16 protein-coding genes are annotated in these 19,402 nt (G+C 47.4%); 8 read left to right on the top strand and 8 right to left on the bottom strand.

Features of this window, described 5'->3' with window-relative positions; translation table 11 throughout:
* The first annotated feature begins 436 nt into the window (after positions 1–436).
* The 3 genes from OGV71_RS09000 to prpR all read left to right on the top strand — a co-directional run bounded on the left by OGV71_RS09000 (position 437) and on the right by prpR (position 5,450).
* The gene (locus OGV71_RS09000) at positions 437–1,507 is read left to right on the top strand and encodes an HlyD family secretion protein (protein WP_342289800.1); all 1,071 of its coding nucleotides are present in this window, start codon (positions 437–439) and stop codon (positions 1,505–1,507) included.
* Positions 1,507–3,696: a peptidase domain-containing ABC transporter gene (locus OGV71_RS08995; RefSeq protein ID WP_204584337.1), complete on the top strand. Its 2,190-nt coding sequence runs from the start codon at positions 1,507–1,509 to the stop codon at positions 3,694–3,696. Before OGV71_RS09000 ends, OGV71_RS08995 begins: the two co-directional genes overlap by 1 nt.
* Positions 3,697–3,839: 143 nt before the next feature.
* The gene (gene prpR, locus OGV71_RS08990) at positions 3,840–5,450 is read left to right on the top strand and encodes a propionate catabolism operon regulatory protein PrpR (RefSeq protein WP_204584019.1); all 1,611 of its coding nucleotides are present in this window, start codon (positions 3,840–3,842) and stop codon (positions 5,448–5,450) included.
* A gap of 32 nt (positions 5,451–5,482) precedes the next feature.
* Here prpR and yahO read toward each other — a convergent pair whose 3' ends face one another.
* Positions 5,483–5,758 (bottom strand): DUF1471 family periplasmic protein YahO, encoded by a 276-nt coding sequence (gene yahO / locus OGV71_RS08985; protein WP_003021310.1) that lies wholly within the window; start codon positions 5,756–5,758, stop codon positions 5,483–5,485.
* A 266-nt stretch (positions 5,759–6,024) separates the two neighbouring features.
* Between yahO and OGV71_RS08980 the strand changes: the two genes are divergently transcribed.
* The 4 genes from OGV71_RS08980 (at position 6,025) to OGV71_RS08965 (ending at position 10,135) form a co-directional block, all read left to right on the top strand.
* Entirely contained in the window at positions 6,025–6,657 is a 633-nt protein-coding gene (locus OGV71_RS08980) for a LysE family transporter (protein ID WP_071696909.1), read from the top strand.
* A gap of 79 nt (positions 6,658–6,736) precedes the next feature.
* Positions 6,737–8,125, top strand: coding sequence for a diguanylate cyclase (locus tag OGV71_RS08975; RefSeq protein ID WP_204584021.1), 1,389 nt, complete (start codon positions 6,737–6,739; stop codon positions 8,123–8,125).
* Between the two features lie 219 nt (positions 8,126–8,344).
* The gene (locus tag OGV71_RS08970) at positions 8,345–9,442 is read left to right on the top strand and encodes a 4Fe-4S binding protein (protein WP_286533091.1); all 1,098 of its coding nucleotides are present in this window, start codon (positions 8,345–8,347) and stop codon (positions 9,440–9,442) included.
* A gap of 183 nt (positions 9,443–9,625) precedes the next feature.
* Positions 9,626–10,135, top strand: coding sequence for a hypothetical protein (locus OGV71_RS08965; RefSeq protein ID WP_226999280.1), 510 nt, complete (start codon positions 9,626–9,628; stop codon positions 10,133–10,135).
* A gap of 99 nt (positions 10,136–10,234) precedes the next feature.
* Here the strand turns inward: OGV71_RS08965 and foxA are convergent, their stop codons facing one another.
* The 3 genes from foxA to OGV71_RS08950 form a co-directional block, all read right to left on the bottom strand.
* A complete protein-coding gene (gene foxA / locus OGV71_RS08960; RefSeq protein WP_204584023.1) occupies positions 10,235–12,343 on the bottom strand; it encodes a ferrioxamine B receptor FoxA in 2,109 nt (702 codons plus the stop codon).
* 121 nt (positions 12,344–12,464) lie between these two features.
* Positions 12,465–13,448, bottom strand: coding sequence for a helix-turn-helix transcriptional regulator (locus OGV71_RS08955; RefSeq protein ID WP_204584025.1), 984 nt, complete (start codon positions 13,446–13,448; stop codon positions 12,465–12,467).
* A 124-nt stretch (positions 13,449–13,572) separates the two neighbouring features.
* The gene (locus OGV71_RS08950; protein WP_130714943.1) at positions 13,573–14,478 is read right to left on the bottom strand and encodes a LysR substrate-binding domain-containing protein; all 906 of its coding nucleotides are present in this window, start codon (positions 14,476–14,478) and stop codon (positions 13,573–13,575) included.
* 109 nt (positions 14,479–14,587) lie between these two features.
* On the opposite strand from OGV71_RS08950, the gene OGV71_RS08945 reads away from it, so the two are divergent.
* Positions 14,588–15,217: a LysE family translocator gene (locus OGV71_RS08945; protein WP_003021269.1), complete on the top strand. Its 630-nt coding sequence runs from the start codon at positions 14,588–14,590 to the stop codon at positions 15,215–15,217.
* Positions 15,218–15,318: 101 nt separating this feature from the next.
* On the opposite strand, the gene OGV71_RS08940 is transcribed toward OGV71_RS08945, so the two are convergent.
* The 4 genes from OGV71_RS08940 to pepT form a co-directional block, all read right to left on the bottom strand.
* Positions 15,319–15,555, bottom strand: coding sequence for a hypothetical protein (locus OGV71_RS08940; protein WP_003838687.1), 237 nt, complete (start codon positions 15,553–15,555; stop codon positions 15,319–15,321).
* A 96-nt stretch (positions 15,556–15,651) separates the two neighbouring features.
* The gene (locus OGV71_RS08935) at positions 15,652–16,281 is read right to left on the bottom strand and encodes a DUF2913 family protein (protein ID WP_008320988.1); all 630 of its coding nucleotides are present in this window, start codon (positions 16,279–16,281) and stop codon (positions 15,652–15,654) included.
* 321 nt (positions 16,282–16,602) lie between these two features.
* A complete protein-coding gene (gene dcuC, locus OGV71_RS08930; RefSeq protein ID WP_003830889.1) occupies positions 16,603–17,964 on the bottom strand; it encodes a C4-dicarboxylate transporter DcuC in 1,362 nt (453 codons plus the stop codon).
* Entirely contained in the window at positions 17,961–19,217 is a 1,257-nt protein-coding gene (gene pepT, locus OGV71_RS08925; protein WP_003021259.1) for a peptidase T, read from the bottom strand. Before pepT ends, dcuC begins: the two co-directional genes overlap by 4 nt.
* Positions 19,218–19,402: the final 185 nt, after the last annotated feature.

The following is a 19,402-nucleotide window of genomic DNA, read 5'->3' as shown; positions in this document are numbered from 1 at the left end:
GCAAATAAGCAATTAAAGTTAAGTATGTTTTTGAGACATTCACCGCAAAATCAAAAACCCTTTAATAACAAACCTCAAATACATTTTTTTGCACGAATACAAGTCAAAAAGCATTCAAAGCAACAACACTTTTATTTAATAGGGCTTGACACAAACACGTTGTTAAATCTATTAATAATATGCACACCCAGTTATTCACAAAGTATATGAATGACCTAATATCAATATGTTTTATAAATTATAGATTTAAATGATGGAATTATTCAGAAAAGAAGTTCTCGATAATCACTATAGAGTAACAACCGGAGATATTCTCATACAGTCTTCACTGTGTATGACTATTAGCACTATTGCAACCATCCTACTAATAATTATGTTAGCTATATTTATTACCTTTGGAGAGTATACGAGAAAATCTCGTCTCACTGGAATAGTAATGCCTTCATCAGGTTTGATAAAAATAACTCCAAAATTTAATGGTCATGTAACAAAGTTAACAGTCAAAGAGGGTGATCATGTTGAAAAGGGACAATTACTTTATCAAATCAGTGGCGAACATTATGATCGTCAGGGGACTGGAACATTCGCAATAATAAATCAATCATTGCAAGCTCAATATGCAATGCTTACCACACAGCAAAATCTTGAAAAACTTGACAACGATCAACAACAGCAAGCAGCAAAACAGCGAATCCCATTAATTTTATTACAAATAAAAAGTGCAGAACAAAGGTTGTCACTAGCAAAAAACCAAGTAGAGCTTTCATCCGCGACCGTAAAACGTTATCAGAAACTTATTAAACAAAAATATGTATCTGACATTGACTATCAACAGAAACAGATAGAAGAAACAGCAGCAAAAGAAAATGTGGAAAACCAACGCCAATTACTTCTACAACTTCACACTTTACTAGACACTACCAAAGATAATCTTTCACATCTTACTCTTCAAGGGCAAAGTAGGAATACAGAATTAGAAAGACAGTTACAAGAGATACGAAAACAACAAGTCGAAATTTCCAGCCAAGAAAATTTTGCATTGACAGCACCTGTCTCAGGTACAGTGGCGGCCATTCTTGTAAAACAAGGACAATCAGTCAAAGCATATGAACCTGCATTAACATTAATACCTGAGAATACAAAACTTCAAATCGAGCTTTATGCAACCAGCCAGAATGCAGGCTTTATACGTGCGAATCAGAAAGTATCATTAAGATTTCAGGCTTTCCCATATCAGAAATTTGGTGTTCAATACGGTGTTATTCGTGAAATAAGTCGAACAACGTTATCACCATCAGATTTGCTCTCAATTACACCTCTAACCTGGACGGTTAACGAAGGGCACTATCGTGTAATTGTTGAACCTAAATTATCCTATATTTTGGCCTATGGGAAAAAAGAAACACTCCGACCAGGAATGCTACTTGAAGGGGATGTCAGCCTGGACACCAGATATTTATGGGAATGGCTAACAGAACCAATCTGGTCTCTCAAAGGAAAAATATGATGATAAAAACAAAATTGATCGATAGAAAATCCCCCCCCATGATTAGACAAACAGAATCTGCGGAATGTGGTTTGGCTTGCCTGGCGATGATATCCAGTTGGCATGGGCTATTAATTGATCTACCCACACTTCGTAACCGTTTTAATATAAGCACGCAAGGGATGACTCTACAGCGTTTAATTGATTGTGCATCAGATATCAATTTTTCATCTCGACCAGTTAGATTGGAGCCAAACGATCTTAAATCACTCAATCTTCCCTGCATACTTCACTGGAATATGAATCATTTTGTTGTACTATGTAAGGTTCGTAATAATAAATTGACAATCCATGACCCCGACAAAGGAAAGTTATCTATTTCTGTCTCAGAAGCGAGAAAAAATTTTACAGGAATAGCACTCGAACTAACTCCAAATAGTAATTTTACACCTCGTAATGAAAAAACAAAAATACGATTAAGGCAGTTAACAGGAAAAACTCAAGGGTTATTTTCTTCTATGCTTCGCATAATAATTTTTGCTCTGGCACTAGAAATAATCACTCTTGCTGGACCATTAATTAATCAAATTGTTATTGATGAAGTTTTAGTTGCTGCAGATGAAAATCTATTAACTGTTATTGTTATTTCTTTAGCTTTACTATCTATAACACAGTTGTTACTTTCCCTTGCCAGACAATTAACCAGTATAAACATGTCTGTAAATTTTAATATGCAATGGACTGCTAACGTTTTTCATCATCTATTGAGGCTTCCTCTCACATGGTTCAATGCCAGAAGCCAAGGAAGTATTGAAGCTCGTTTCAATGCCATAAATAACATTCAGCAAGCCCTAACCTTACAAGTACTTGGCGGCATTCTCGACTTTCTTTTGCTTATAACATCGTTAAGTATGATGTTGCTATACAGCCCAACAATGACCCTAATTGCATTATTATCAGCTTTGGTTTACGGGATATTGAGAATTCTTTGGCATCCAGCTATACGGCAGGCAACAGAGGATGCCTGGGATGCTGAAGCTCGGGAGTCAAGTTATTTCCTGGAAACTTTAAATGGAATTTTAAGCCTCAGAGTAAATGGCGTTACAGCACACAGAGAAGCTGCCTGGCTGAATCTCAACGTATCGAGAAGAAATACACAGTTGCAACAAAGCCGACTCATCATGGGATTTGATATTGCCAATACTCTCACAAAAAGTATTGCTTCCGTGATTATTCTATGGAAAGGCGCAGGAGAAGTTTTAGATGGCAATTTCACCGTAGGTATGCTTGTAGCCTATCTCTCTTTTCATACCCGATTTTCATCCAGTATTAGTAGCCTAACTGACTCTATTTTTTCCTGGTGCTTACTTGACATTTACAATGAGCGTCTTGCAGATATTGTCATGACTCAAAGAGAGGATAATGCAGCTCAAACTAGTATTGAGTTAAAACACGAACAGTCTCCAATTTTTAACGCAAGTATCGCCCAGACTCCAAAAATAAAAGCAGAGTACCCAGTGGTAGTCGAAAATATCTCGTTTCACCACAAAGGAGAAAAATCATTATTATTAAATAAATTATCCTTAACCCTTCACCAAAATGAAATTTTAGCCATCACAGGAAAATCCGGATGTGGGAAGTCAACTTTATTAAATATTATCTTAGGAATTGACCATCCAACTGAAGGCTCAATACTAACTTTAGGTATAAAAAACAACCATCCGGCTTATTTACACATACGTAAAAATATTGGAACCGTTCTTCAAAATGATATTTTGTTTCGAGGTTCAATAGCTGACAACATAATCTTCTTTCATGAAGAAAAAAACCACGAAAGAATGATTCACTGTGCGCAACTGGCCTTAATCAATGACGACATAGTAGCAATGCCCATGGGATATCAGACATTAATTGGTGAAAATGGGGGTGGACTATCAGGGGGACAAAAACAACGAATACTCCTTGCCAGAGCATTATATAAAAAACCGTTTTTTTTATTACTAGATGAAGCAACAAGCCACCTGGATGTAGAAAGTGAAATAATTATCAGTCAAACACTACGCCAAATCGGGCTTCCAATATTATTGATAGCTCACAGGCCTGAAACACTTGCATCAGCAGATCGAGTCTTACTTATGGAGCAAGGAACACTTACAGCAGTCAATTACGGGCCTTCTGTAGCAGGAAATTTATCAAAACAAAATTTATAGCAAGAGATTGGATACGTACTGAATAAATTGAAGCTTAAAGCGTGTCAGCTATCGTTTCATGAAACTGACCTGAATGTTTCATTGCAACATTTATGAAACACAGCTAAACCCTAATACTCGGTTCCTTACTTTTTGGGTTAGTTATGGCTGATACGCATCTTCCACCGCGGGTGAACGACGACAAACCGGTTATCTGGACGGTTTCGGTCACGCGTCTGTTCGAACTGTTTCGCGACATCAGCCTGGAGTTCGACCACCTGGCGACCATCACCCCCATTCAGCTTGGTTTCGAAAAAGCGGTCGCGTATATCCGCAAGAAGCTGGCCACCGAGCGTTGTGATGCCATTATTGCGGCGGGCTCCAACGGAGCGTATCTGAAAAGCCGTTTATCGATCCCGGTGATCCTGATTAAACCCAGCGGATTTGACGTGCTACAGGCGCTGGCAAAAGCAGGAAAGCTCACCTCGTCGATTGGCGTCATTACCTATCAGGAAACCATTCCTGCGCTTCTCGCCTTTCAAAAAACCTTTAATTTGCAGCTTGAACAGCGCAGCTATATCACCGAGGAAGATGCCCGCGGGCAAATCAACGAACTGAAGGCCGGCGGCACGCAGGCGGTAGTTGGTGCGGGATTGATTACCGATCTGGCAGAAGAAGCAGGTATGACCGGCATCTTTATCTATTCGGCGGCCACCGTGCGCCAGGCCTTTGTCGATGCGCTTGATATGACCCGCCTGACGCTGCGTAGAAACGGTCAGTATGCTTCTGGCGATACGTTGCGCACCCGCTACGCGCTCGGTGATATGCGCGGTCACTCTGCGCAGATGGAACAGGTGCGACACACCATTATGCTCTACGCCCGCTCGCGTGCACCGGTGCTAATTCAGGGTGAAACCGGTACGGGCAAAGAGCTGGCGGCACAGGCCATTCACCGTGAGTTTTTCACTCGTCAGGAGAATCGGCGCAGTAAACCCTCGCCGCCGTTTGTTGCCGTCAACTGCGGAGCAATCACCGAATCATTGCTGGAAGCGGAGCTGTTCGGCTATGAAGATGGCGCCTTTACCGGCTCTCGTCGGGGAGGACGCGCGGGCCTGTTTGAAATTGCTCATGGCGGAACCCTTTTTCTTGATGAGATAGGCGAGATGCCGCTGCCGTTACAAACCCGGCTGCTGCGCGTACTGGAAGAAAAAGAGGTCACCCGAGTCGGTGGGCATCAGCCTATTCCGGTCGATGTCCGGGTGATTAGCGCCACACACTGTAATCTGGAGCAGGAGATGAAACAGGGGGAGTTTCGTACCGATCTGTTTTATCGCCTGAGCATTTTACGCCTCAAGCTGCCGCCGCTACGCGAGCGGTTGCCCGATATCCTGCCGCTGGCGGAAGGTTTTTTAAAACAGTCGCTGGCAGAACTGGATGTGCCGTTTTCTGAGCCAGTACGCAAGGGGCTGGGTTTAAGTCAGTCGACGTTACTGAATTATGGCTGGCCGGGGAATATCCGCGAACTGCGTAATATGATGGAGCGCCTGGCGCTATTTTTAAGCGTCGAGCCGCAGCCGGAGCTGAATGTGGATTTTTTACAACAGCTATTACCAGAACTGGCCATTGTTGCAGACTCACCACAATCATCGTCATTGCTGACGCCGCAGCAGGTGTTAGCACAATTCAATGGTGATAAAACCGCGGCTGCACGCTATCTCGGAATTAGCAGAACCACGTTCTGGCGCAGATTAAAAGAAAACCCGCCGGTACAATGACCGGCGGGAATCGTGATTTTTACAGCAGCGTATTATTTTTTCTTGTAGATATTGGCTGTGCCATGGATTTTATTATCCGTTTGACCGGAAGTTAATACCACAACATCGGCACCTTTCTCTTCGGCTTTCTTCAGCAGTTCTTCTTTGGCATCTGCGACAGAAACTTCATTACTCGTTGAGATATCACCGATTTTTGTGTACTGCGACTCAACCTTTTCAAACTCAAGCTTTGTCATAAACTCCGCGGCATATGCGTTGGTCACGACAAAAGCTAACGCACCAATAAGTACTTTAATTCCAGTTTTCATATAAAAACTCCAGATTTTGTTATATATGCCATCATCGCCCCCTGAACATTCGACATGCGAGTCAAGGATGATTAATAAGTAGTTCAGGCTGACAAAAAGATCCAGAGTAGGCGGAAATATAAAGAGATTTTGCGAATCGTTAATTACGCAAAACGCAGTGGCGCTGCGTTTTCAACGCGCAGTGTGAGTGAATACGCAGAATGATAGACACACTAAAATTATAGTGTTAACTGTCACTCAAGCGCCTACTAATGGAAATGTTGTCTATGGAACCTTTGCACGCCGTTGCACTCACCGTCAGCCTGTTTGTTTTAACCTTTTTTAACCCCGGCGCAAATCTGTTCGTAGTGGTACAAACTAGCCTGGCATCCGGACGACGCGCAGGTGTGATGACCGGTCTGGGGGTCGCCTTAGGTGATGCGTTTTACTCCGGCCTTGGGCTTTTTGGTATGGCAACGCTAATCACCCAGTGTGAAGAGATATTTTCATTGATTAAGATTGTCGGCGGCGCCTATCTGCTGTGGTTTGCCTGGAACAGCATCCGCCATCAGGCCACGCCGCAAATGCCCACGCTACAGCAGCCGATTTCCGCCCCCTGGTATGTATTTTTCCGCCGAGGATTACTAACGGATTTATCGAACCCGCAAACCGTACTGTTTTTTATTAGTATCTTCTCGGTCACCTTAAGCGCAGACACACCTACGTGGGCCAGACTGATGGCCTGGGCAGGTATTGTGTTGTCTTCCGTTATCTGGCGTATTTTTCTCAGCCAGGCATTTTCTTTGCCTGCTGTGCGACGGGCGTATGGTCGCATCCAATGCGTTGCCAGCCGAGTCATTGGCGCAATAATAGGTGTCTTCGCGCTCAGGCTTATCTATGAAGGTATTAGCCATCGATAAGAGAGTTTAACTTGACCATCGTGAGGTAATTGTCCGTAATACTGCCTGAATTTTTAATCGCATGTTGAGTGGCAGCGAGATGGAACAGATTGAACCGGTAAACGACACATTACTCCTTACGGAATGGCAGGCGCTGATACGACAAACATCGCCTGACGTTCACACGCTCCTCACATCGTTAAGCGATGAAGAGATCCGCCATTTAGTGACCGTTTTTTATGACTATATGCTCTCCCATGCCCAGAGTGCATTGTTCCTCAATACAGAACAGGTCAGTACCCGCCTCAGCGGCAGTATGTTTGACTGGTTACGCAGCGTGCTCGGCAGCGCGCACGAAGATCTCTCACAGCTGCTGGCCAAACAACGCAAAATTGGCGTAGTGCATGCCCGTATCGGTCTGCCCATCGATCTGGTGAACCGCGGCGCGCGTAAGCTCAAAGATGAGCTGTATCGGGTGTTGAAAACCAAAGCTGACGACTCGTCTTCCCTGCTGAGCAATGCTATCTGTTTCAGCAGTCTGGCAATGGATACTGCGCTGGAGGCCATGACCGTCTCCTATTCCCCAAGCCACCAAAACTCCCTGCATACACAGGAGCAGTATCGTCTGCAGACTATTTACGATGACGTTAACGTCGAGCGCGAACGGCAAATCCGTTCGTTTACCGACTGGGAAAACCAGTTTATCTATAACATTGCCACCGGAATGCCTTTCGGTGAAATGGTGTTTCTGGCGAACTCTGATTTTGGTATGTGGTTCTCACATAAGGGAAAACATATTCTTGGCAACAGCAATTTGCTCAAAGAAATGGAATCACTGATTGCAGAGATCGACATCCGTCTGACAACAACCCTGTCGCCTCAGCATCAGCCGACAGAACCCGAGCGGATGTGCTTATTACAGGATGTTCGCCAGCAGTCGGCAAAAATCCATTTCCTGCTCGCTTCAATGTTTGAGGCGCTGGTTAAGCAGGAAAATGGTAAAGATTCGCTGACCCAGTTGCTTAATCGCCGCTTTATTCCGACCATCATGCGACGTGAAATCTCGCTGGCGTTACATGCGCGTAAGCCTTTTAGCCTGGCGATGCTGGATATCGACTACTTCAAGCAAATTAACGATAACTTCGGGCATAATATCGGCGATCTGACGCTCAAAAATGTCGCAGCGGTCATTTATGATCATATCCGTAGCAGCGATTACGTGTTCCGCTACGGCGGTGAAGAATTTATGATTCTGCTCGTCGAGTCAGATGAATCGCAGGCCAGTATTATTCTGGAAACGCTGCGCATGAAAATTGCTGAGATGCGCATGGCAGCCTCTGCGACAGAAACGTTTTCTATTACCGTCAGCATCGGTATTGCCGAATATGATTATCATCCCGACTACAAACAGGTGGTTGATAAAGCCGATCGCGCACTTTATCTGGCAAAAAGTAATGGTCGCGACCGCGTTGAGGTTTATCAGGAATAACCATTGCCCTGCAGAGAAATAAATACCTCATTCAGGGTATTTATCTGGCTTGCGATAAATATCGAGCTGTTATTTTTATTCAGGCATATTTGCATGATGAAAATAACAGCCACGTAATAAGATGCAAATCAAATACACCAAATCTAAATAGCGCTAGCATATCCCGGTGATAACGCCTTCTGAATGCAGAGGGGGAAATATGAGGGATAGTATAAAATCATGAATAGGAAGAAGAGAACGCGCTGGCAGCGCCGCCCTGGCACGATCGGAGGCAAACTGCCGTGGAATGACTGGCGCAATGCCAGCAGCTGGCGAAAAGCCACCCAGTTTCTCCTGCTGGCTATTAATATTTATATTGGCGTAACGTTCTATTACTGGGTCCGCTATTTCGAAACCGCCGGAACCAGCGTCTATATTCCAAGGCCTGGTGGTATTGAGGGATGGCTACCGATCGCAGGCTTGATGAATATCCGCTATACGCTGGAGACTGGTTTTCTTCCTCCCATCCATGCCGCCTCCATGCTGCTGTTAGTTGCGTTTATCCTGATTAGTCTGTTGTTAAAAAAAGCCTTCTGTTCGTGGTTATGTCCAGTGGGCACACTGTCCGAACTGCTAGGCAATCTGGGGGAAAAAGCCTTTGGTCGCAACTTCACGCTGCCCCGCTGGCTGGATATCCCGCTGCTCAGTCTGAAGTATCTGTTGCTGAGTTTCTTTTTGTATATCGCCCTGTCGATGCCTGCACAGGGGATTCAGTATTTTCTAATGTCGGCCTATGGCATGATTATCGACGTGAAGATGCTCGATTTCTTTCGCCATATTGGCCCCGCTACGCTCATCTTTGTTGTCGTTATCAGCGTCCTGAGCCTGTTTATTCGCAATGCCTGGTGCCGTTATCTGTGCCCTTATGGCGCGCTGCTCGGCCTGTTCTCGCTATTCTCGCCGTTTAAAATCCGCCGTAACGCAGACAGTTGCATCGACTGCGGAAAATGCGCGAAAAATTGCCCGTCGAATATCCCTGTCGACAGACTGATTCAGGTGCGTACCGTGGAATGCACTGGCTGCATGACCTGCGTTGAATCCTGCCCGGTAGCCTCAACGCTGAGCTTTTCACTGCAGACTCCGCCTGGAGCACAAGGCAACGGTGGTAAATCGTTATGGCGTCAGAGGACGCTGTCAGGTGTTGCCATGACGCTACTGGTGCTTGGCATTCTGTTTGCCACCATTGGTTATGCGGTTTATGCCAATGTCTGGGATACGCCAGTACCCGATCATATGTATTTCCAGCTGATCCCGAAGGCAAAGATGATCGGCCATTAATTTTTGTATCAGTATGTTCAAAACCCTGCCAATTCTGGCAGGGTTTCCCGTCTGTCCTGCCATTTTAAGACAATTGAACTTGTGCCATCGTGCTCTCGTTTATACAACCTTAAATATCATCCGTAATAATTTTTCTATTTTGTTATGGGCGACTGGGATCAAAATAATGAACGGGATAACATCATGACTAAAATAAAACTGGCACTGCTATTACCTCTGTTTCTGGCTGGTTGTACGATGAGTGACGGGGAATTAAGAAACGCTTACGCTCAGCATTATCAGCAACCTACCGCCTATGTAGATGCTTATAAACAGAAAATAGCCAGTATGGATATTCATGCGCTGGCCCAATACGCCGCCGCAGAAGATAAGAAAAAAATGCGTGGGCAGCCAAGACTGAAAATCGACGAATTTATTACCATTGAGAACGTGCAGGCGAAAGGAAATCGGGTGGTCTACGATTACTCACTGTCCGAAAACTGGCTGGCGCTTTCCGCAGATAAACAGCGCGAGAAGCAGACCAATATGAATAAAGACCTGATCTACCGTACCTGCTCGCTGGAAACGGTACGTCTGGCGCAGGCAAAAGGGCTGGAAGAAGAGCATAACTATTACAGTCAGTACCCAGACAAAGTCTCCTTTACTCTGAGAACCAGCGCGCAGATTTGTATGCAAAACGGTTTTACACAATAACCGCAATCCACTATGCCTGATGCGCTACGCTCATCAGGCATACAATTTGCACGCTGTACCAGGCCAGATAAGGCGCCAGCGCTGCATCCGGCTAAAACATCAGAATTTCCAGGACACACTGCCGACAATGCTGCGCTCGGCGCCGAAGTAGCAGTATGAGAGCGAGTTACAGGCCGCAACGTAGCGCTTGTCGGTCAGGTTGTTAACGTTCAGCTGCGCGCTCAACCCATTAATACCGATATTCGTTAAGTCGTAACCAATCACCATATCCACCAGAGTGTATGACGGCAGGGTGTGAGTATTCAGGCGATCGCTGGTAATACCGTTAACGTAGCGCACGCCTGAACCCAACGTCAGACCGTCCAGCGGACCACTTTTTACATCGTAGCTCAGCCAGGCACTGGCCTGGTTACGCGGGGCGTACACTGCGCGCTTGCCCTGCTCTTCCGGGCTGCTTTTCTTATAGCGAATGTCGGTATAGGTATACGCCGCCTGCAAACGGAAGCTATCCGTCAGTTGGCTAATTGCCTCCAGCTCCACCCCTTCAGATTCAATTTCCCCAATCGAGCGGTATGGATCGGTCGGCTCTTCTTTAGTGGCTATATTCGTCTGATTGATACGGAACACCGACGCGCTGAACTGACTGTTAAGTCCTTCCGGCTCATATTTCAGCCCGGCTTCCCACTGCTTGCCTTTCATCGGGTCCAGCAGATTACCGTTCTCATCGGCAAAACTGGTGGGCGTAAAGGCAGTGGAGTAACTCACGTACGGCGCAAAGCCGTTATCGAACAAATAGAGCAACGCGGCGCGGGTGCTGAAGTTGTTTTTATCCAGATCGCTGCGAGTATCCTTGATTTTATCAATGTTAGACACACTGACCTGATCGTAGCGACCACCGAGCGTAATACGCCAGCGATCCCATGACATCTGATCCTGCAAATAGTAACCCGTCTGGCGCAGCTTGTGTTTCTCACGCGCATACATGTCGATGTAATCAGGCTTCGCGCCGTACACCAGATTAAAGGCGTCAATCGGCGGGAAAGCGCCGTAGTAACCGGTAGTATTGTTGCTGCGATCCTGATAGTCGATCCCCACCAGCAAACGGTGATTTACCTGCCAGGTATCAAAGCTGCCGTCGAGCTGGTTATCCAGCGTAATCGCCGACATTTTTTCATCGGAGCCGGAGTAGCCGCGATTAAGCTCGGTTTCATTCAACCAGCCCGCCGCATACACCTGGTTCAGCTCAACGTCGGTATGCAGATAGCGCAGCTTTTGCCGCACCGACCAACCGCTATCAAACATATGCTCAATGTTGTAGCCCACCATGTTTTCACGGCGATCGTATTTGTCATAATCATCCTCGCCTTCGTAAAAGGTATTGGAGATCTTTTGCCCGTAATGCGGAACCACGGTGCCGTCATACGGCAGACCGGAGTGGCTTCCGCCTTCCGGGTCACGGTGCAGATAGGCCATCAGATCCAGACGCGTCTGGTCGGTGATACGCCAGGTCAGGCTGGGCATCAGCGCGTAACGTTCTTCCTTCAATGGACCAAACTGCGAGTCCGCGTAACGCGTCATCCCGCTCAATCGCGCCGCCACTCGATCGTTATCATCCAGCGCCCCGGTGACGTCAAACGCCGCGCCGCGCTGGTTATTGTTGCCGGCAAACAGCTTCACTTCACCGCCCGCATCAAACGACGGCTTACGTGAGGTCAGCGCCACAATACCGCCCGGGGAGGAACGGCCATACAGTACGGAAGCCGGGCCACGTACGACTTCGATATCTTCGAGGAACCACGGATCAACCACCAGCGAGCTGTGTGAGTTGGTGTCGCCCATCATCTTCAGACCATCGAGATAGACGTTATCCAGGCTACCGTCAGAAAAGCCACGCAGCACGATGTAGTCAAAGCGGTTGGAGGCGCCAATCTGATTGCTGTACACCCCCGGCGTATAGCTGACAGCCTGGCGCACGCTGGTTGCGCCTTGCTCTTCAAACTGTTCACGGGTAACGATCGATACCGACTGCGGTGTTTCAATATCCGGCGTGGCAAGCTTCGTGGCCCCGCTCTGCATCTGCGAGGTGACAACCACCGTATCGTTTTTTGTTGTTTCCTGCGCCAGCAGAGGAAAAGCCACGCTGCCGGTCACCCATCCCACCAGCAGCGCCAAGCGAGTCTTCGCGAACATGAATATCTCCAAAGGCATGTCTAATTGTAAGTGAGAATTATTACCTTTTTGCTGACGGAGATAGCTATGCCGGATGCCAGGTTGCCTATGCGCAGTGCCAAATTGTCAGGAAATCACGTGCGTAAAACGCAAATATGGATTAGCAAGGTTTGAGTAAATCGCCGGGCGAAAAGCCGTAACGGCGACGAAAAGCGGTAGAAAAGTTGGTGGCGTGCTGATAACCCGACATCCAGGCCGCCTGCTGTACGCTATATCCTTCCAGTAGATAGCCGCGCGCATGTTCCAGACGGCAATCGCGCAGGTAGTCGAATACCGAACAGCCATAGGCTGCACGGAACTTACTGCGCAGGCTGCTGGGGCTCATCGCCGCGCGTTGGGCCAGTTCATTAAGGGTGTAGTCATTTTCGGGACTCTCCTCCAGCAGTCGGCGAACGACCTCCAGCCGCTGCTGCTCACCGCTCGCCGCAAGACGTTTACCGCTCTCGACCTGACACATGCTGAGACCATGACCGAACAGTTGTAATATCAGCCCTTCCAGCATCAACTGACGAGAAACATGGCTAATCGTACTCTGCTGCGCGTACTGCAGTCCGCTGAGTAAAAACCCCGGTACCTGCCAGATAAGCGTCGGCGTCTGGCACCTTTCCCACTCGCGCATCAACGATTCAAGCAACCCCGTGCGATACGCGCCGTCGGGATATAAACCGAGCGATAATGTCCGGAGTTTACAATCAGCATGATGACGGGCACGCATCGTCTGGTGCTCACTCAGGCGTGAGCTAAACGCCATGCCGGAGCGCACCACATGCTCCTGTCCGTTAAGCGTCAGGATCACGCAGCCTTCCAGAACCACCAGCATATACAGAGGACTGTCGTGGCGAGAGGTGGTTTCGTAGGGTTGCAATACCTGTACGTCGGAGTGCGTCACGCACATCCCGCAGGGGAGAGTCATCTCCTCAATTTCACCTTGCAGAACAGGGCTGCCAGACGGCAAATCCGGTCTTTGTACCAACAGGGGAAAGCGGTAATCGATCCCGTAGCGCTCACCAAAATCCATAAACTCGCTTACGGAGAAAGTGCGAGCGACGCGTCCGGAGGCATTCAGGGCGGTGGTGTTGTTCATGCTGTCTTCTGCACAGGAAATGGGATTAACGGTTTATAACTGAAGCAACATTACCATTACCTGCACAATACGACAATAATAATGAGAACCATTATCAGTATGGGTAATCAGCAAAATAAACAGCTTAATCCAGCCAGTTTAGATCTGCCGAGGAGGCACACGGCGCAGCCTCTTTTAACCAGCGATACAGCAGCTCAATATTTCTGAGCCGTGTTGAAGCCTTTGGCCAGACAAGGTAATACCCCTCGCCAGTCGCCACAGCATCTTTAAACGGTAACGCCAACATCCCTGCCTGAATGGCCGCCAGGCTTAGCAGCAGGTCGGCAACAGACACGCCATGACCACTCATCGCGGCAAGACTACCCTGCTCCAGGGTGTCGAACACTTTGCCTCGCGCAAGATTCAACGCCGGAAACTTCCCAGTGCGTTGCAGCCACCGACGCCAGTCTCGGCGATCCGCTGAGGGATGAATCAGTTCACAGGCAGAAAGATCGCGCTGCGCCTGCACCAGCAGTGCGGGTGAACACACTGGGATAAGCCACTCCTGAAACAGCAACCGGCTGTCGGTATCGTCACCAAAATGGCCATTCCCTAACAGGATCGCACAATCATACGGTTCACGACTGAAGGATACCGAATCGGTATCCATCCAGACGCTGGAAATTTCGATCACCGGGGTCGGATGCGCTTCACGGAAAAGACGCAGCACATCCAGAAGCCAGCGCATTGTCAACGTAGACGGCGCTTTCAGCCGTAGCTCATGACTACTGCTGCGAAAGGCATGACACGCGTGTTCCAGACTCTGAAACCCAGCCGTCAACTGCTGCGCTAACCCTTGGCCAGAAGGTGTTATCTCGATACGCGGGCCGCTGCGGATAAATAGCTCACAGCCAAACCATGCCTCCAGCGTGCGAATATGACGGCTTACCGCGCCCGGCGTCACGTTAAGTTGAATAGCGGCTTTGCTGAACGTTCCCAGACGGGCTGCGGCTTCAAAAGCCCTCAGGGCATACAACGGAGGTAGCGTCATCGTGAGTTTCTATGTTGAGTTTTACTCACAGTAGAGCGTAGTTTTATTCGTTTTTCAATGCGCTACGTAAACGGAATACTGGTGGAAAATATCATCAGGATAATCAGGTATGAATTTCACTTTACTGGCTGCCTATAGCCTCAGCGTAGTAACCCTGCTGTTAACACCGGGTCCTGTCGTGGCGCTGATTACCACCACCGCGGCGCAGCACGGCTATCGCCGGGCTTTTCTCACGCTGATTGGCACTAACGGCGCTTCTTTAGTACTGATTGCTCTGGCTGCACTGATGCTAGCTGGCGTGGTTTCAATCTCTGCGATATGGCTTGGCGTACTGGGTCTTGTGGGATCGTTGTACATCGGAGTGATGGCGATTAATGGCCTGCGGGCCAGGGCCTCAAACCCCGGGCTGGGTGCGCGAAAACGCGATAACAGCGGGCTTATCCACGGATTTCTGACCGGGGTCGCCAACCCAAAGGACATTTTGTTTTTCGTAGCGTTTTTCCCCCAATTCATTGCCATTACGCAAGATTTCACCACCAGCATTCTGACGCTAACGCTGGTGTGGGTTATTTTTGATGTGACGGTGCTGTCTTTTTACATCGTGGTTTTCAAACGCTGGATACCAGCGCGCTTTGCCAGATGCAGCGGTTTTATCTCCTCTCTTTTTCTGCTCGCGGTGGCGGTGTTTGGCATTATTTATAATGTACACGCACTACAAATGCTCTCACCCGTGATGTGATCCTCAACAAATTGTTCAGCCAGACATCTCATCTTGCACCGGGAAGGATAAAATAAGAACAAATCGACATTAATATTATTAATGGATTAATAAGCCCGGATTCAGAAAATATAGACGATAACATTTTCATGGCGTTCAACTGGCACCCTCACCCATGATAACGCATCAACGGCGATAGGTGCCATGTCATTTTCTAAACGAAGTAGAGGTGTATTGTCATCTGGCACAACTGTGCTTTCACCGATCTCAAGAACGCCCCGAAAAGAAATGGACATATTGTCTGACGTATCCGACAACCTTATCCATTCGGTTGTAATCACTAACTTTCGAGTAAACATTCGCTATCCTTTGCGCGTGGTATATATCCGATACTTTCACAAGTAGATCACTGCTCTTTGAACAAACAGAAATTTTTCCTCTATATCAGTTAAGCATTACTTAACAGAAAGGAAATTGAAATAATGAAACTCATTCGAAATGTGTTTCACAAATTCAACCGGCAGGTTATGTTTGATGAACGTTAACTTTGCAAACTCAACATCGCCGTACACTCGAATACAGAAAGGTTTGACAATCTCGCCCTGCACGCCAAAGCACTCCTGAAGCCGGGCATCATCCATAAAGATAAAGTCACCTTTTCTGACCTTAATACTTTCATGAAGTCCTTGCCACTTCTCTGGAGTGAGCAGAAAGCTCTCCCATCCATTATTTCTCAATATTTCAATCGTATGAGTAAATTTAAAATAGTCGTTTTGCATTGTCACGTCACCACTCGACGTGGCGTACAAATATTCTATTTTAAATTTAAGTTGTGCATTGATGCTTTTTTTCTTCCCCTCATCAATTAGCCACTGAAGCTCACTGACAATGCTCTTCGAAAATATTTTTCTTTTTTTGGCAATAGCCAGCCAATGCATAATGAATAGATGCTCTGACATTTTAGAGTAGATCTTATGATCCTTTATTGCGATACCAATTGCAACTAACGCACTCCAGGTAAATGTTTCCAGATCATCCTGATAATGATGTCGTAACGTACTAACTCTTCCAGAATCCCTTACCACTTAAACCTGCCCAAATAAATCGTCATTGTTATTCCACGTTATTCTTGTATTACTCTATTAAAAAATTACTACAACTAAAATCGCCAAAATATGATCCAGATTAACTTATCCCTATGTAATAAACGTGCAAATACAATACATCATACTTATTAATCATTAATCCAGAATAGCTCAACAATGTCCAATAAGAATAATGCGATAAAGATAAAAGTTAATAATAATCACCAGTAATCAATATTATCTGCGGTGATGAGAGTGTAATCAGAAAAAGCAAACTACCGGACATTTAGCAAGCCGGAAGTTTGCTTGTTACAAACGAAGTTAATAGAAAATACCGATGATCAGGGTATGAGTTACAAAGCCCACAATCAGCGGTACGGCGGTACGTTTAACCACATCAAATGGCGTTATTTTCGCCCCACTGGAAACGGCAATCACCACGCCGGAAACCGGTGAAATTGCCCGCCCCATATGTGATGCCTGCTGCATCGGCAGGATCATGGCAACAGCGTTAGCGCCCATACTTGCCGCGATTTGCGGGATCAGCTCAACGAAAGCAAGGAATGGCGCATTACCCGATCCCATAATAATTGCTGCCGCCAGCGTCACCAGCGCAAACACCACCGCCATAGCAAATGGGGGTAATCCCACGTGCTCCGCCATCAGGATTAATTGATCAATGGCACCAATAACTTTAATCCCGTGAGCAAAAACACCTGCCGCAACCAGCAGCCCAACTACCCCGGTAAAGGCAGTGCCCATGCCTTTAAGGAAATGGCTGAATCCTTCGCATACTGACTTTAAATCACGCACCCGCAGCCATTCAATCAACATACAGACAGCCATCGAAATGAGCACAATGGTGATAATATTCAGGTTAATACCACTGACAAACATTTCCGATGATCCCACCGCCATCAGTATCGGAAGCATCGGGAGCAACGCATAAAAAGCCGGGGCTTTTCCTGAGTCAGTCACCTCAGCGCTACCGATTTCTCGTGGAAGTGTCCCCGCTTTACGGTCGCAATGCCGCTGCCAGAAGAAATGGCAGACACCGACGACCAGCACGGTTGCCAGCGCTGCGGGTCCCTGGTGGTAAACAACGTATTCCACCACATCCATATTGACCGCTTTAGATCCCCTGATAGCATCGATGGCCGTCGGGGTATATGCCACACCAAGCGAGGTGGCAATAACCCCAGCGGCTGAGGCCGCAGAAAGCCCTAACCCCAGCATAATGGGGAACATCGTCCCCATCAGCAACACGGCTAGCCCGGTGGCGGATGGAATGGCCAACTGCAGGAGGCTGGCGAGCAGATAGGAGAAAAATAGAAGCACATAGGGCGAACGCAGCGCGCGCAAAGGTTTCGTCACAACCCGCACAACCGCTTCATTTGCCCCGATATGATCCATGTAATGCGCAAATCCCATGAGCGCCATGATCATCAGGCCGAGATCGGCGGCACGCGTACTAAAGAGATCGCGCATCACCTCGAAAGGATCGAGAAATGAAATCCCCGTACTGGCAACACCCTTCGGTAATACAGAACCCCATCCGGTTAACGCCGTACAAATCATCAACACCAGGCCAGCAATGAACAACACGGGTTCAGCGCGATAACCTTTCAGGATCAGACGCGCGACCACCACGATCACCAGTAGGGCAATTAACACCTGAATCATGACTGAGCTCTCCCCTGCGCGAACTCAGCAAAGGTTTCCTCAATGACCGCTACCACGACATCGCTGGCGGCCCGCAGTGAACGCACCGGCAGGTATTCATAAATCGAATGAAAGTTATGGGCACCGGTAAAAATATTCGGGCAAGGTAGTCCTTTCTGCGATAACACTGCGCCATCATATCCACCACGCATGGCGACAGGTTGCGGGGTAATGCCACACTTCTGATACGCGCGTAACGCAATATCAATCGGGTAGTGAGCATCGCCCTGCAAGCTATTGAACACATTGGCATAGCGATCGGTTAAATGGCAGACCACGCTGTTTTCTCCCCACAGCGCGCAGGTGCTGACGGCCAACTGGCGGATATATGCCATACGCGCCTTATACCCCTCTTCGGTAAAATCCCGGATATCCAGCTTAAGTACCGTACGGGCGCTGTTACCCTGAAGTTGTTTTACCCAGTAATACCCTTCGCGTCCTTCCGTATACTCAGGCGCCTCTCCTCCGGGCAGCATCGCAATAAACTTATGCGCCATCAGCAGAGAGTTCTTCAGCTTACCTTTGGCCGACATAGGGTGTGCGGACTGACCGGTAAAGATGATTTCCGCATCACCCGCGTTCCAGTTCTCATAGACAAATTCTCCAATGCCGCAGCAGTCCAGGGTATAGCCAAAATCAGCCCCAAACGCCGCAACATCAAATGCTTTTGCACCTCGTAATCCCTGCTCTTCATCAGGAACAAAACCGACCTTCACCGGCCCATGCTTAATCTCCGGATGTGCGACAAGGTACTCCAGAGCATTCATAATCGCGGCGATGGCGGCTTTATCATCTGCCCCCAACAGACTGGTACCATCCGTCACCAGCAAGTCATCACCGATATAATTTTTCAGTTCTGGAAATTCACTTTCGCGCAGATAAATTTTTAGCTCCTGGTTCAGACACAAATCCCCACCGCTGTAGTGAAGACGTTGTGCTTTTGTGTCCGCAGTCTGTTCCGCACTGGTATCGAGATGACCAAAAAAGGAAACGACAGGGATCGCGTCGTCCGTATTTGCAGGTAATGTCGCTGTCACAATAGCGGTATCCCTGACCTCAATGTTTTCCATTCCTAATGCTTCAAGTTCTACTGCCAGCAGTTTTGCCAGTTCCATTTGACCAGGTGAAGAAGGCATTATCCCATTAGCACCATTTTCCCTTGAGGTCGTGGTATTGATTTTCGTGTAGTTAATAAAGCGTTCAACAATATCCATTCCAGGAGATCCTTTAATGTATCATTTACGAGGTACTGCAAGAGAAGACCTGCATACAGCGTGGGTTGAATAATCTGAGAACAAAATAAAATCAGCACTCATCCCAGAATGCTGACTTTATGGGCATTACGACAACGATTTATAAAAAGGAAGATAAAAAGCCAGTAATTATGCCAGTGATTAAA

This window comes from Citrobacter sp. Cf088, assembly GCF_030334295.1.
Taxonomy (GTDB): Bacteria; Pseudomonadota; Gammaproteobacteria; order Enterobacterales; family Enterobacteriaceae; genus Citrobacter; species Citrobacter freundii.
The sequence above is the reverse complement of the archived record's forward strand: the minus strand, read 5'-3'. Positions and strand labels throughout refer to the sequence as shown.

What these genes read in the sequence shown, in the direction of transcription:
- OGV71_RS09000 (WP_342289800.1), top strand. Translation starts at nt 437, where the DNA reads ATGCCTTCATCAGGTTTGATAAAAATAACTCCAAAATTTAATGGTCAT.
- OGV71_RS08995 (WP_204584337.1), top strand. Translation starts at nt 1,507, where the DNA reads ATGATAAAAACAAAATTGATCGATAGAAAATCCCCCCCCATGATTAGA.
- prpR (WP_204584019.1), top strand. Translation starts at nt 3,840, where the DNA reads ATGGCTGATACGCATCTTCCACCGCGGGTGAACGACGACAAACCGGTT.
- yahO (WP_003021310.1), bottom strand. Translation starts at nt 5,758, where the DNA reads ATGAAAACTGGAATTAAAGTACTTATTGGTGCGTTAGCTTTTGTCGTG.
- OGV71_RS08980 (WP_071696909.1), top strand. Translation starts at nt 6,025, where the DNA reads ATGGAACCTTTGCACGCCGTTGCACTCACCGTCAGCCTGTTTGTTTTA.
- OGV71_RS08975 (WP_204584021.1), top strand. Translation starts at nt 6,737, where the DNA reads ATGGAACAGATTGAACCGGTAAACGACACATTACTCCTTACGGAATGG.
- OGV71_RS08970 (WP_286533091.1), top strand. Translation starts at nt 8,345, where the DNA reads ATGAATAGGAAGAAGAGAACGCGCTGGCAGCGCCGCCCTGGCACGATC.
- OGV71_RS08965 (WP_226999280.1), top strand. Translation starts at nt 9,626, where the DNA reads ATGACTAAAATAAAACTGGCACTGCTATTACCTCTGTTTCTGGCTGGT.
- foxA (WP_204584023.1), bottom strand. Translation starts at nt 12,343, where the DNA reads ATGCCTTTGGAGATATTCATGTTCGCGAAGACTCGCTTGGCGCTGCTG.
- OGV71_RS08955 (WP_204584025.1), bottom strand. Translation starts at nt 13,448, where the DNA reads ATGAACAACACCACCGCCCTGAATGCCTCCGGACGCGTCGCTCGCACT.
- OGV71_RS08950 (WP_130714943.1), bottom strand. Translation starts at nt 14,478, where the DNA reads ATGACGCTACCTCCGTTGTATGCCCTGAGGGCTTTTGAAGCCGCAGCC.
- OGV71_RS08945 (WP_003021269.1), top strand. Translation starts at nt 14,588, where the DNA reads ATGAATTTCACTTTACTGGCTGCCTATAGCCTCAGCGTAGTAACCCTG.
- OGV71_RS08940 (WP_003838687.1), bottom strand. Translation starts at nt 15,555, where the DNA reads ATGTTTACTCGAAAGTTAGTGATTACAACCGAATGGATAAGGTTGTCG.
- dcuC (WP_003830889.1), bottom strand. Translation starts at nt 17,964, where the DNA reads ATGATTCAGGTGTTAATTGCCCTACTGGTGATCGTGGTGGTCGCGCGT.
- pepT (WP_003021259.1), bottom strand. Translation starts at nt 19,217, where the DNA reads ATGGATATTGTTGAACGCTTTATTAACTACACGAAAATCAATACCACG.